The following is a 13,094-nucleotide window of genomic DNA, read 5'->3' as shown; positions in this document are numbered from 1 at the left end:
TGGGACAGCCCAGAAGAAAGGCCCGGAATGCCGGCAGCTACCAGCGCCACCGCGGATCCGCACCGTCCCGACGCCAAACCGCGCCGCCGGGTCGGCCGGCCCGCCTCGGCCGTCCTCGACCTGGACGGCATCACCGCCGCGGCTCTGCAACTGGTCCGCAAGAGTGGCTACGACGGCTTCACCATGGCGGCCCTGGCCCGTTCCTTGAACGTGGCGCCGTCCGCCCTCTATAACCACGTGTCCTCCAAACGGGAGGTGCTGGTCCTGATCCAGGACCACCTGACCTCGTTCGTGGACGTGTCGGCCTTTGAGACCGAGCCCTGGGACCAGGCCGTCCGGGACTGGGCCTGGAGTTACCGCGATGTCTTCTCGCGTCATACCCCGCTGATTCCGGTCATTGCGGTGCTGCCGGTGGCGGATGCGCCGAAGACCCTCGCCATGTACGAGGCCGTCAGCGCGGGATTCCGCCGGGCAGGCTTCCCGCAGGAGCGCATCATTTCCGCGATCGTGGCCCTGGAGTCCTTTATCTTCGGCTCCGCCTATGACGTCACGGCCCCTGCGGACATCTTCGATTCCGGCAGCCTCGCGGCCTCGACGCCGAACTTCTCCGCCGCCGTCGCCAGCCTCGGCGGGCAGGGCTACACAAACCAGGCCGATGCGGCCTTCAGCCTGGGGCTCGAGGCGCTGGTGGCGGGCTTCGGGGCGCTGCGCGAGTAGTAGCGCCCCGCCGCCGGTGGCAAGGCGCCCGCGCGGAGTCGCCCGCGCGGCGGACCAAAGAACCCGATGAAAGAAAAAGAACCCCGGTCCGAAGACCGGGGTTCTTTCGTTTGCGTGCGCGAGGGGGGATTTGAACCCCCACGCCCTTTCGGACACTGGCACCTGAAGCCAGCGCGTCTGCCGTTCCGCCACTCGCGCGCAACTTCTTTCACCCGGTTGAGGGCCCGGAAACCGGACCGTCTACCTCGTAAAAGCAGCGAGATCAAGCATAACGGACAACTGCGGGAAAACACCAATCGGGGTTCCGGAGGCGCCAAACCACCGCGTCAGGGCCCCCGGCGTGCGGCCCTTCCGCGGGGCCGCGGCAGCAGCGCTCCGGCGTCGCCGTCCGGACATCCGCCCATGTCAGAGCCCCTCCGCCGCAAAATCCCTGGCCCCGGCGGCGGGGCTCATTAAGGCCATTCCCAGCCTTGCCCAGTAGTATCTGATGTAGGAGTGCCCGACTACGGCGGGCCCCTGCGAATGTTGGAAACCGAGTTCCGGAACAAACGCTGCCCGGCAGCTGTCAGGAAAGGAGAAGGACCATGGGCTTGCTGGACAAAGTCGAGCGCGGCATCGAAAAGGCCGTCCGCGGAGTCTTCTCCACCGGTTCCCGCGCGCAGGTTGAGCCGGTTGAGATCGCCAGCCACCTCCGCCGGGAAGTGGACAACAAAGCGCTCACCATCGCCGCGGGACGCACCCTCGCCCCCAACGTTTTCGATGTCCTGCTCAGCGGCGATGATTTCCAGCGCGCCCAGGAGTGGGGCACACCGCTCGCGGAAGAACTGTGCGACGTCGTCATCAATCACGTCCGCAGCCAGGGTTACACGCTCCAGGGCCCGGTGCGGATCAGTTTCCGCCGGGACGAAGAGCGCCGTGCCGGCGACTTCGAGATCACGTCGCGGACCGAAAAGGCCGGCGGCTCCCCCACCCAGCCAGGCAGCCAGGCTTCGATGCCCGCAGCCCCCACCCGCCAGCCCGGCCGCTTCCAGCCGGTCCTGGACATTGACGGCCAGCGTTATTCGCTGAACGCGTCCTCGGTGGTACTGGGCCGGTCCTCCGAAGCGGACATCCTGATCGACGACACCGGGGTTTCACGCCGGCACCTGGAAATCCGCACCGGCGACGGTGTGGCTCAGGCAATCGACCTGGGCTCCACCAACGGCAGCTACGTGAACGGCCATAAAGTGGTGGGCAGTTCGGAACTTGCCGACGGCGCCACGATCACGATGGGACGGACCAAAATCATCTTCCGCCTGATGCCCGCCAACCCGGGCGGCCGCCCGTGAGTGAACTGACCATCACCGCACTGCGCTTTGGTTTCCTGATCCTCCTCTGGGTCCTCATCTTCAGCATCGTCTCCGCCATGCGCCGGGACCTGATGATCGGCCGCAAAGCCGCCGCCGGCGCCCCCACGGCACGCCAGGTGCGCCGCAACCCTGCGCTGGCCGAACCTGCTCCCACCCCGGTGAAGCAGCAGGCCCGCCAACTCGTCGTCACCGAGGGGCCGCTGAAAGGCACTACCCTTCCGCTGGCCGCGAGCCCGATCCTCCTCGGCCGCGCCCAGGAAGCCACCCTGGTCCTGGAGGACGATTATGCCTCCGGCCGGCACGCCCGGCTGTTTCCGCAGGGCAGCCGCTGGTTCATCGAGGACCTCGGTTCCACCAACGGCACGTATCTGGCAGATCAACAGCTCACCCGGGCACTTCCGGTGGAGCTGGGTGTCCCCGTGAGAATCGGCAAGACGGTCATTGAATTGAGGCCGTAGCCATGGCTGCCCCCGAATCCCCCGCAGACACGGCAGCAACTGCCCCGAAGCGGCCGCTCATCATGCGCTATGCCGCGCGCTCCGACGTCGGGCGTGTGCGTGCGAAAAATGACGACTCCGCCTACGTGGGCCGCCACCTCGCCGTCGTCGCGGACGGCATGGGCGGCCATGCCGGCGGTGACGTGGCGTCCGCCGCGACCGTGCTGGACATGATCCACCTGGACCGCGATGACTACGCCGGCGATGCGGACACCGTCCTGGCGGACGAGATCCAGACCGCCAACTCGCTGCTCTCCGAGCTGGTCCACATGAATCCGAAACTGGCCGGGATGGGAACCACCGTCACGGCCCTGCTGCTGGCCGAGGGCAAGCTGCATTTTGCCCACATCGGTGACTCCCGCGCCTACCGGCTGCGCCGCGGCACCTTCGAACAGGTCAGCGTGGACCACACCTTCGTCCAGCGGCTGATCGACGAGGGCAGGCTGCGCCCCGAGGAAGCCGAAACCCATCCGCACAAAAACGTGCTGATGCGTGTCCTCGGCGACGTCGACGCCAGCCCCGAACTGGACCTGGACATCCTCGACGTCGAACCCGGCGAACGCTGGCTGCTCTGCTCAGACGGGCTGAACTACGTGGCCGGCCACGTCGTGGAACGCACCGTCCGGGAGACCAAAGACCTGCGCGAATGCACCGAACGGCTCGTTGACCTCACCCTGGAGGCCGGTTCACCGGACAACGTGACGGTCGTGATGCTGGACATCGCCGAACAGACGCCCGACGACGTGAACACCGCCGCCGTCACGGTCGTCGCTTCCCCGGCCCCCGTCACCGCGACGTCTACGCCCGGGGCCACGCCGGCCGCACCTCCCTCCGGCAGCACCTTTGCGGGCGCGGCAGCCGAGGGTACGCCGTCGGACGCGGCACCTTCGGACGGTACGCGGGACGGCAAGTCCGGCGGGGCGACCGGCAAGGGCCCGGAGGGCGCGGGCGCCGCGGCGGAACCCCCGCCGTCGACCGACCCGCATCTGGGCGAGCATCTGTCTGCCGAAGTCCTGCGCGAGGAACTGTCCACGCGGCCCCATGAGCTCGTCGGAGCCGCAGCGGCCGCGGCGGCATCCGGTTCCATCCCGTCCATTGCCGGCCGGACCGTGGCCCGCCGGGCCGCAACCGTCCTGACACACAAGGCCGAGCAGGACAAGGACGAGTCGGAAGACGACAAGCCCCCGGTCAGGCACCGTCGCTGGCTAACGATCTCCATCGCTGCGGCGATCGTGGCCGTGCTGGGCATCGGTCTCTGGCTCGGCTACGCGTGGACCCAGACCCGGTACTACGTTGGTGAGCACGATCAGCGGGTCGCGATTTTCAACGGGGTCTCCCAGCGCCTGGGCCCCATTCCGCTTTCCACCCTCGAAACGGTGACCGATATCCGGATGTCTGACCTGCCAGAGTTCTCGCAGCAGCGTGTACGCCAGACTGTTCCCGCGCGGGACCTGTACGACGCGCAACGGATCGTCAAGAACCTGGAGCGCACCGGCACAACGGCGCCGGCTGACGAGTGCCTCACGCCCTCCCCGACACCCAGTGCCAGCGCCTCGGCGACCGCACGGGCCACTGCCGCGCCCTCCGGTTCGGCACGTTCCAAGTCGGCCTCGCCCACCCCCACCCCGACGCCGTCTCCGAGCTACTGTGAGGTGGCGAAGTGACGCCGATCGATCCCACACCCAGGCCGCGCCGCAACGCCGAGCTGGTGCTGCTGATCCTCGCCCTCACGGTGGGGATCGGCGCGAACGCCCTTGTCGGCGTCGACCGGCAAAAGGCCTTCGACACCGACTTCTGGTTCCAGTCCGGGCTGCTCACAGCCGCAGCGCTGGCGTTCCACCTTGTGCTCCGCATCCGCGCTAAATATGCCGATCCGGTAATACTTCCGCTCGTCGTGGCCCTCAACGGTCTCGGCCTGGCCATGATCCACCGACTGGACCGCGTCAACGAGGACACCGGCAACAACCAGTTGCGCTGGACCCTTGTGGCGATGGCCGTGGCCATCGTTGTGATCTGGTTCCTGAAAGACCACCGGATCCTGCGCCGCTTCACCTATATTTCGCTCGCGGTCAGTGCCGTCTTGCTGATCCTTCCGCTGGTTCCGGGTATCTCCGCCGGCGAAGTCCTGGGCGCCAGCGTCTGGATCAAACTCGGCTCCATGACCTTCCAGCCCGGCGAAATCGCAAAGATCACCCTCGCCATCTTCTTCGCCGGCTACCTTTCCTCCAACCGGGACCTCATCCTGCTCGCCGGGCGCAAAATCGGCCCGGTGCAGTTCCCCCGGTTCAAGGACATGGGCCCCATGATCACGGCCTGGCTGGTCAGCATCGGCGTGCTGATCTTCCAGCGCGACCTCGGCACCTCGATCCTGTTCTTCGGCCTGTTCCTGGTGATGATCTACGTGGCCACCAGCCGGATCAGCTGGGTGATCATCGGCGTGGTGCTGATGGTGGGCGGCGGCTTTGTCGCGTCCAAAGTTTTCTCGCATGTGGCACTGCGGATCGATGGCTGGCTCAACGCCTTCACTCCCGAGGTCTACGACCGTGAGTTCGGCGGCAGCCGGCAAATCGTCGAGGGGCTGTTCGGCATGGCCAACGGCGGCCTCGTCGGTACCGGCCTGGGCCAGGGGCGTCCCAACCTCGTCCCCTTCGCCAACAGCGACATGATCGTCGCCTCCTTTGGCGAGGAACTCGGGCTGATCGGCGTCTTTGCGATCGTGCTGATGTACCTTTTGCTGTTCACCCGCGGCTTCCGTGCCGCGCTCGGCACCCGGGACGCGTTCGGCAAGCTGCTCGCCACCGGGCTGTCCTTTGCCATTGCGCTGCAGTGCTTCGTGGTGATCGGCGGCGTGACCCGCCTGATTCCGCTGACCGGCCTGACGACGCCGTTCCTCGCCGCCGGCGGCTCGTCGCTGCTGGCGAACTGGATCATCGTGGGCCTGCTGCTGATGATCTCCCACACCGCCCGCGGACCGGTGGACACGACGCCCCTGCCGCCGGGCCAGGACCCTGACGCGGCGAAAGACGTCCCGGCCATGCCGCCGAAGCCGGCCACGGTGCCGGCCCGCGGCACCGGCGCCACCAGTCCAGACGCTCCCACCGAGGCGGTGAAACTGTGAACCAGGCCATTCGCAACTCCTGGATCGCCGCGATCGCGATGTTCGCGCTGATCTTCGGCGCGCTCAGCTACGTCCAGGTGGTCGGCGCCGACGAACTCAAGGCCAACGCCTGGAACAAGCGCACCTTGCTGCAGAACTACTGCAACGACCGCGGCGCCATCATCGTCGGGGGCAAGCCCGTGGCGCAGTCAGTCGCCGGCACGGACAGCTGCCAGTTCCAGCGCACCTACACCCAGCCGGAACTGTACGCCGGCATCACCGGATACTTTTCCAAAAACTACGGCCTGACCGGCATGGAACTGGCGATGAACGAACAGCTCGCCGGCAGCTCGGACCAGCTGTTCCTGGACCGGGTGGGCCAGTTGTTCCTCGGCAACCAGCCCAAGGGCGCCTCGGTCGAGCTCACGCTCGACCCGAAAATCCAGAAGCTCGCCTACGACCTGATTCCGGACGGCCAGCGCGGATCGATCGTGGTGACCAACCCCAGAACCGGCGCCGTCCTGGCGATGGTGTCCAAGCCCTCGTATGACCCCAACCTGATCGCCACCCAGGATGCCGACGCCGAAGCCGCCAACATCACCAAGCTGAACAAGATCCCCGGCATCAACCTGAACCAGTCCGTGAGCGGCCCCACCGGCGCGCTGCTGGCACCGGGTTCCGTCTTCAAGATCATCGACACGGCGGCGGCCCTGGGTTCCGGGAAGTACAACAAGGACAGCGTGCTGCCGAACCCGGCCGAGATGCCGTTTCCGGGCATCCAGTACAAGCTGCCGAACTACGCCGGCGGCAATTGCTACACCCGGAACACGGCCTCGTTCGCCTTCGCCCTGCAGCAGTCCTGCAACACTCCGTTTGCCAGTATCGCCCTGGACCTGGGGCAGAAGGCAATCGAAGAGGAAGCCGCCAAGTTCGGCTTCGGGCAGGACTTCGGTGACCAGCTCAAGCTCGATTATGCAAAGAGCAAATTCCCGACCGAACCGCTGGACGACGCCGGCCTGGCGCAGTCGGCCATCGGCCAGCGCGACGTCCGTGCCACGCCGCTGCAGATCAACATGATGACCGCCGCGATCGCCAACGGCGGCGTCCAGATGAAGCCCAACCTGGTCAAGGCCGTGCGGTCCCCGGATCTGCGGATCATCAACGAACCCAAGCCGGAGACACTCCGGACCTCCACCAGCCCGGAGACTGCCCGCCAGATCTCCGAATGGATGACCAGCGTGGTCAGCGACGGCATCGCCCGCGGTGCCGCGGTTCCCGGCGTCGAGGTGGCCGGCAAGACCGGCACGGCCGAGCTCGGCAACGGCCTGAACAATTCTTGGTTTACCGGGTTCGCCCCGGCCAACGACCCGCAAGTGGCCGTCACCATCGTCATGCAAGGCGTGGACATCACCACCGGCGCAAATCTAACCAGTCCGAACGCGAAGAAGATTTTTGAGGCGGTGTTGAATAAGTGAGGCCTACATCGGGAATCACCCTCGGCGGAAGATTCCAGCTGACCACACGCATTGCGATCGGCGGTATGGGGGAAGTGTGGAAGGCCAAGGACCTGATCCTTGGCCGGATCGTGGCCATCAAGGTCCTCAAGGAGGAATACACCGGCGACCCCGGCTTCCTGCAGCGCTTTCGGGCCGAGGCGCGGCATACCGCCCTGCTGAACCACGTAGGCATCGCCAACGTCTTTGACTACGGCGAGGAGGAGGGCTCCGCCTACCTCGTTATGGAGCTCGTTCCCGGCCAGCCGCTCAGCAGCATCATCGAGCACGAGCAGGTCCTCTCGCCGGACCGCACTTTGTCGATGATTTCGCAGACCGCACGGGCGCTGTCCGTCGCGCACGCCCAGGGCCTGGTGCATCGCGACATCAAGCCGGGCAACCTGCTCATCACGCCGGACGGCCGGGTCAAGGTCACCGACTTCGGCATCGCGCGGCTGGCGGACCAGGTTCCGCTGACGCAGACGGGCCAGGTGATGGGCACCGCCCAGTACCTCGCTCCGGAGCAGGCCACCGGCCAGACCGCGACCGGCGCCTCTGACATCTATTCGCTCGGCGTCATCGGCTATGAGTGCCTCACCGGGCACCGTCCGTTCTCCGGCGAATCCCAGATTGCCATTGCGCTGGCCCAGGTCAATGACGCCCCGCCGCCGCTGCCCGAAACCCTGCCCAAGCCGGTGCGTGCCCTCCTGATGTCGATGCTGGCCAAGGATCCGAAGAACCGCCCGGCCGACGCGATCAAGCTGGCTGAGGCTGCCGACGCCATCCGCAACGGCGACATCGCGGCCGCCCACGCGGCTGTCCCGGGCATGTTGCTCTTTGAGGCCGCCACCGGCCCCATTACCGCCCCGGTGGATGTTGCCACCGCCGCAACCGGCGTGATCGGCGCCAGCGCCGCGGACGACAAGTCGACGTCGGCGTTGCCGGTCATTGGCGCCGCGGGTGCCGGTGCCGCGGCCGGCATGGCTGCGGGGGCAGCCGCAGCCAGCGGCCACGGCGCCCGCAATGCCCTGTCGCGCGCGGATGCGCTGGCTGCGCAGCGGACCTGGGTCCCGGAGGAAGAGGACTACGACGGCTACGAGCCCGAGGAAGAGCCGAAACGCCGGGGCCGCAGCCCCTGGACCTGGCCGCTGATCGCCCTGATCCTGCTGGTGTTGTTTGCCCTGGTGGGGGTCGTCCTCTCACAGGCCGGGATCCTGTTCCCCTCGTCCCCGGCGGCCACCAGTTCCAGCGCCAAAGCGAGCACCACGAGCGCTGCACCCACGTCCAAGAGCCCAAGCCCCAGCCCGACGAGCAGTTCGGCTACACCCACCCAGTCGACGCCTCCCGCCATCAACCTGGTGCCGGACGCCTACAAGGGGCGGCCCTACAACGATGTCCGCGCTGAACTCATTGGCATGAATCTCCAGGTCAAGGGGAATCCCGTCAACGACCCCGCCGCACCTAACACTGTCCTCGACATCGATCCTTCCGGCCCCGTTCAGCCCGGTGACACCATAACCGTGAGCTATTCCAAGGGCCCGGAAATGGTTTCCGTCCCGCCGCTGGAGCAGGGGGCCAGCGAAGCCCAAGTCCAGCAGGCCATCCAGGCCGCCGGCCTGCGCTGGCAGAAAGGTGCTCCGGTTGAGGGTGACGGAACCCAGCAGGAGGGCACCTTCGTGAGCTCGGAACCGGGATCGGGGGAGAAAGTCGCCAGCGGTTCCGTGGTGATCTACCACCTTGCCACCGCGCCCGCTCCGAGCACTCCCGAGCCCTCGCCTTCACCAAGCGTCAGCACCACCAAGTAGGCATCCTTGTCCACTTCGCCCCGCACTCCATCACACCGCGAGGACAGCAGCCCGGTTCCGGCGCAGCGAGTCCTCAGCGGGCGCTACGAGCTGGGTGAGCTGATCGGCCGCGGCGGCATGGCTGATGTGTTCCGCGGCCTCGATACCCGGCTGGGGCGGACCGTGGCGATCAAGCTGCTCCGTCCGGACCTGGCCCGGGACCCGCAATTCCAGGCCCGGTTCAAGCGCGAGGCCCAGGCCGTTGCGGCCCTGAACCACCCCTCGATCGTTGCGGTCTTCGACACCGGGGACCATGCCGTCCCCGGCGGCCACGACGACACCGTGCGGGTGCCGTACATCGTGATGGAGTTCGTCTCCGGCAAGACAATCCGCGACCTGATCAGGGCCAAGGAAGTCACGATTGACCAGGCCATCGACTTCTCGCTCGGAGTGCTCGCCGCGCTCGACTACAGCCACAAGGCCGGGATCGTGCACCGCGACATCAAGCCGGCGAACGTAATGTTTTGCCCGGATTCGAACAGCGTGAAAGTGATGGACTTCGGGATTGCCCGCGCCATGGCCGACTCTTCGGCCACCATGACGCAGACGCAGGCCGTGGTGGGAACCGCGCAGTACCTCTCCCCGGAACAGGCCCGCGGCGAAACTGTCGACGCGCGGAGCGACCTGTACTCGGCGGGATGCCTTTTGTACGAAATGCTGACCGGGCGCCCGCCGTTCGTCGGGGACAGCCCGGTGTCCGTCGCCTACCAGCACGTCCGGGAGATCCCGGAGCCGGCCAGCAGCCTCAACCCCGACGTATCCACGGCGCTGGACAGTGTGCTGGCCAAGGCGCTGCAAAAGAACCGGGCCGACAGGTTCCAGGACGCCGCGGCTTTCCGTCGCGCGCTCAGGGCTGCGCGCAGCGGCGTCCCCGTAGCCGCCCTGCCGCCCAGCGAGGCGCCGACGGACCCGAACAACACGGTGGCTGGGTCGGAGCATCTGCCGCCCACGGCCGCTTTTGCCATGACCGGGGCGAAATTCCTCGATGACGCCCCTTCCGGCCGTTTCGCGCCGCAACAGACCGCTGCCGACGTCGAGGTGCCAGCCGTTCAGCCCGCGTCCGGCTCCGGTCCCTGGCGCCCGGACACCGACAGCCTGCCACTGAGCCTGCCGGCGGAACGCGAGCCCACCCCCCGGCAGAAATCCCGACGGCGAATGTGGACGGCAACGTTGTTGATCTTCACCCTGCTGGTGCTGGCGGGGGGCGGCCTGTGGCTCTACAACATGGTCAACCAGCGGCCCGCCCCGGTGGCCAAGGTGGACGTTCCCGTCGTGGCGTCGATGACCGAATCCGAGGCGCTGCAGAGGCTTTACAACGCCGGGCTGAAGCCTCAGTTGAAACGCATCCAGCACGAGAGCATCCCCAAGGGCATCGCGGTGGACACCGCGCCGCCCGCCGGGAGCCCCTTGGAGGTCAATTCGGAGATCACCCTGAACATCTCCGAGGGCCCCAGTGTGATCACCATCCCCTCGGATCTGGCCGGCCGGACCGAGGCGGACGCCAGGGACGAGCTGCGCCGCACCGGCCTCACCGGCGCGCCGAAGACCACCCTGAGCAACAGCCCCAACGTGCCGGCGGGGATTGTCATCACGACCAACCCGGCGCCGGCGCAGGCCGTGGCGGTGGACAGCACGGTGGAAATCATTGTCTCCACCGGAAAGGTGGCCGTGCCGCAGCTCGTCGGCCTGCCGAAGGCGGAGGCGCAGGCCGCGCTGAAGAAGGTGGGGCTGCTGGCCATCATCAAGGAAGTCGAAAACTCCCAGGTCCAGCCCGGCAAGGTGACGGCCCAAAGCGACGCCGCGGACGCCGCCGTCGAGCAGGGAAAGGCGATCACGGTGACCGTGGCCAAGGCCCCGCCGCCCCCGCCGACGCAGACCCCCACACCTTCACCGACGCAGTCGCCCACCGGGACCGACGTGACGGAAGGCGTCGGCAAGCTGCTGGACCCGGCGGGCTGACCGCCGGCTAACCGCAGGCCGGAGTCAGTGCTGGATGAGCGGGCTCAACGCCGCGGCGCGTTCCGCCGCCCCCGCCATGCCCAGGGACTCGAGCCAGTTGCCCAGCATCAGGTACCCGCCCTCGGTCAGCACGGACTCGGGGTGGAACTGGACGCCGCACAGCGGTGCCGTGCGGTGCTGCAATCCCATCACGACGCCGGTCGCCGTCTCCGCGGTGATCTCCAGGTCCTCCGGGATGCTTTCCCGGACGGCGGCGAGAGAGTGGTAGCGGGTCGCGGTGAACGGCGAGGGAAGACCGGGGAAGACGCTTGTCCCGTGGTGTTCGACGAGCGAGGTTTTGCCGTGCATCAGCTCCGGGGCGTGGGTGACGCGTCCGCCGTAGGCTTCGGCCAGCGCCTGGTGTCCCAGGCAGACCCCCAGCATCGGCTTGTTGTGGCTGCCGCACCACTTGATCAGCTCGATGCAGACCCCTGCATCTGCCGGGGCGCCGGGGCCGGGTGAGATGAGGACGCCGTCGCGCGCTTCGGCCATCTCGATCGCCTCGGCCAGCGTCACATCGTCGTTGCGGACCACGGTGGTCTCCGCCCCGAGCTCCTGGAGGTAGCCGACCAGGGTGTAGACAAAGCTGTCGTAGTTGTCTACGACCAGGATCTTGGTTGTGCTCATGGGTGCCTTGCCATACCAATCGTCGAATCAGTGAACGGGCTAAATTGCGCCATCCAGGGAAAGAGGAACTGAACCATCAATACCAGCACGCCGCCCAGCAATACCAGCGACGTGACAATCCTGAGCCACAACGGGCCGGGCAGCCGGCGGAAAATCCATCCGTACATCTGCTTATCCATCCCCGAGGGTGCGCGCCGCCTGGGCTGCGATCTCGGCCGGGGGGCCGGCCGAAGCCGGCTGCCAGTGCTCCAGCAGCGAGTACGCAATGATGCGCTCCTGTGAGCCGAACCGCGGGTTGCAGCTGGTCATGGTGAGGTAGCTTTCCGTGGGGGTGGCCGCCGGCTGCGCCGGGACGGGCAACAGGACCTCTGTCGCCGAGGGCAGGACGATGTCGCTGTTGCGGTAGCGGTACACGTAATAGCCCTCGCGGGTTTGCACGTAGATCCTGTCCCCGGGGACCAGGGTGTCGATGTTGTCCAGCACGGCGCCGTGGGTCTGCCGGTGACCGGCCACGGCAAAATTACCGGCCGCGCCGGGCATTGCGGTGCCGGGGTAGTGTCCCAGGCCCAGGGAATCCAGCACGGCAGGTGTGGTTCCCTGGACGACCGGTCGGGTGTAGCCGGCGCCGAAGCGGGGGATGTAGACGACGCCGATCGTCGCGCCGGCGTCCGGCTCGGCGGCGACGGCGGCCGGGCCGTAATCGGGCTTCATGGGGCCGGAACGTGCGGGGCCGGCAGCCGGGACGGATGCGGAGGGCCCGGCCGGGCCGGCAAGGCTTCGCGCGAAATCCCTCACGACGTCGCGTTGCCGGGCGTCGGCGTCGAGGTTGGTCCACCAAAGTTGCCAGGCCACAAACAACAGCAGGACCGCCCCGGCGGTCAGCAGCAGCTCGCCGAAGATCTGGAGGGTGCGGGACAGGGCGCCCCGCGGGGCTCTGCCGCCGGTGGCAGGTGCGGCAAGGGGTTCTGCCTTCTCCTGCAGCACCGTGGGCTCTCCTTATGGGGCGTTCGCAACGGGCGCGGGTGTGGCCTGAACTACAGCTAGAATTGGCTGCGATTAGGATTTCATACTTGACCAAGAGCGCGTTGACCGCCGGCTTTTCCTTTCTTGCAGGATATCAAGCCGGGGTACCGCTCCTCATCCAGCCGCCAAGGAGGACCCGTGCCCGAGTCGAAGCCGCGAAAGAGGACTGCCCGCGTTGCGGAGCAGACTGCTGCGACGCAGGCCTACAAGCCCAACCCCGTCTGGTTCAAGCCGGTGATGTTTGGCCTGATGATCATCGGCCTGCTGTGGATCATCACCTTCTACATCAGCGAAGGCACCCTCCCGGTGCGTGACTGGGCGTCGTGGAACATCGTCGCCGGGTTCGGCATCGCCATCGTGGGCTTCCTGATGACCACGCGTTGGCGTTCCTGATCCCCTCATTTCCTTCGCGGCAGGCCGGCACACTCAATGTGCCGGCCTGCCGCGTT

The 13,094-nt window shown here is 67.3% G+C and carries 12 protein-coding genes and 1 tRNA gene; 9 read left to right on the top strand and 4 right to left on the bottom strand.

The features are described 5' to 3' along the window. Window positions 1-27: 27 nt before the first annotated feature. Window positions 28-717, top strand: coding sequence for a TetR/AcrR family transcriptional regulator (locus AC1MED_RS00950; RefSeq protein ID WP_479777738.1), 690 nt, complete (start codon window positions 28-30; stop codon window positions 715-717). Window positions 718-832: 115 nt separating this feature from the next. On the opposite strand, the gene AC1MED_RS00945 is transcribed toward AC1MED_RS00950, so the two are convergent. Continuing rightward, a tRNA-Leu gene (locus tag AC1MED_RS00945) sits at window positions 833-915 on the bottom strand. A gap of 386 nt (window positions 916-1,301) precedes the next feature. Between AC1MED_RS00945 and AC1MED_RS00940 the strand changes: the two genes are divergently transcribed. From AC1MED_RS00940 to pknB, 7 genes are read left to right on the top strand one after another with little or no spacing between them, the layout of a single operon-like run. After that, complete coding sequence (locus tag AC1MED_RS00940) at window positions 1,302-2,045, top strand: DUF3662 and FHA domain-containing protein (protein ID WP_346958725.1); 744 nt, start codon at window positions 1,302-1,304, stop codon at window positions 2,043-2,045. Next, window positions 2,042-2,524 (top strand): FHA domain-containing protein FhaB/FipA, encoded by a 483-nt coding sequence (locus AC1MED_RS00935; protein WP_479784948.1) that lies wholly within the window; start codon window positions 2,042-2,044, stop codon window positions 2,522-2,524. Before AC1MED_RS00940 ends, AC1MED_RS00935 begins: the two co-directional genes overlap by 4 nt. A gap of 2 nt (window positions 2,525-2,526) precedes the next feature. Next, window positions 2,527-4,227 carry a PP2C family protein-serine/threonine phosphatase gene (locus AC1MED_RS00930; RefSeq protein ID WP_479784947.1) on the top strand — a complete coding sequence of 567 codons (1,701 nt, stop codon included), beginning with the start codon at window positions 2,527-2,529 and terminating at the stop codon, window positions 4,225-4,227. After that, entirely contained in the window at window positions 4,224-5,681 is a 1,458-nt protein-coding gene (locus AC1MED_RS00925; RefSeq protein ID WP_479784946.1) for an FtsW/RodA/SpoVE family cell cycle protein, read from the top strand. Before AC1MED_RS00930 ends, AC1MED_RS00925 begins: the two co-directional genes overlap by 4 nt. Continuing rightward, window positions 5,678-7,135 carry a peptidoglycan D,D-transpeptidase FtsI family protein gene (locus tag AC1MED_RS00920; RefSeq protein ID WP_346958728.1) on the top strand — a complete coding sequence of 486 codons (1,458 nt, stop codon included), beginning with the start codon at window positions 5,678-5,680 and terminating at the stop codon, window positions 7,133-7,135. Before AC1MED_RS00925 ends, AC1MED_RS00920 begins: the two co-directional genes overlap by 4 nt. After that, on the top strand, window positions 7,132-8,958 hold the full coding sequence (locus AC1MED_RS00915; protein WP_346958729.1) for a protein kinase domain-containing protein: 1,827 nt from the start codon (window positions 7,132-7,134) through the stop codon (window positions 8,956-8,958). Before AC1MED_RS00920 ends, AC1MED_RS00915 begins: the two co-directional genes overlap by 4 nt. Before the next feature lie 6 nt (window positions 8,959-8,964). After that, a complete protein-coding gene (gene pknB / locus AC1MED_RS00910; RefSeq protein ID WP_479784944.1) occupies window positions 8,965-10,956 on the top strand; it encodes a Stk1 family PASTA domain-containing Ser/Thr kinase in 1,992 nt (663 codons plus the stop codon). A gap of 24 nt (window positions 10,957-10,980) precedes the next feature. Here the strand turns inward: pknB and AC1MED_RS00905 are convergent, their stop codons facing one another. From AC1MED_RS00905 to AC1MED_RS00895, 3 genes are read right to left on the bottom strand one after another with little or no spacing between them, the layout of a single operon-like run. Continuing rightward, window positions 10,981-11,622 carry an anthranilate synthase component II gene (locus AC1MED_RS00905; RefSeq protein WP_346958731.1) on the bottom strand — a complete coding sequence of 214 codons (642 nt, stop codon included), beginning with the start codon at window positions 11,620-11,622 and terminating at the stop codon, window positions 10,981-10,983. After that, on the bottom strand, window positions 11,619-11,801 hold the full coding sequence (locus AC1MED_RS00900) for a hypothetical protein (RefSeq protein ID WP_479786755.1): 183 nt from the start codon (window positions 11,799-11,801) through the stop codon (window positions 11,619-11,621). The genes AC1MED_RS00905 and AC1MED_RS00900 overlap by 4 nt, the downstream gene beginning before the upstream one ends. Continuing rightward, window positions 11,794-12,603, bottom strand: coding sequence for a class E sortase (locus AC1MED_RS00895; protein ID WP_479786731.1), 810 nt, complete (start codon window positions 12,601-12,603; stop codon window positions 11,794-11,796). The genes AC1MED_RS00900 and AC1MED_RS00895 overlap by 8 nt, the downstream gene beginning before the upstream one ends. Before the next feature lie 180 nt (window positions 12,604-12,783). On the opposite strand from AC1MED_RS00895, the gene AC1MED_RS00890 reads away from it, so the two are divergent. Then, window positions 12,784-13,038 (top strand): cell division protein CrgA, encoded by a 255-nt coding sequence (locus AC1MED_RS00890; RefSeq protein ID WP_346958732.1) that lies wholly within the window; start codon window positions 12,784-12,786, stop codon window positions 13,036-13,038. Window positions 13,039-13,094: the final 56 nt, after the last annotated feature.

The organism is Arthrobacter sp. BI5, from assembly GCF_056680065.1.
The sequence above is the reverse complement of the archived record's forward strand: the minus strand, read 5'-3'. Positions and strand labels throughout refer to the sequence as shown.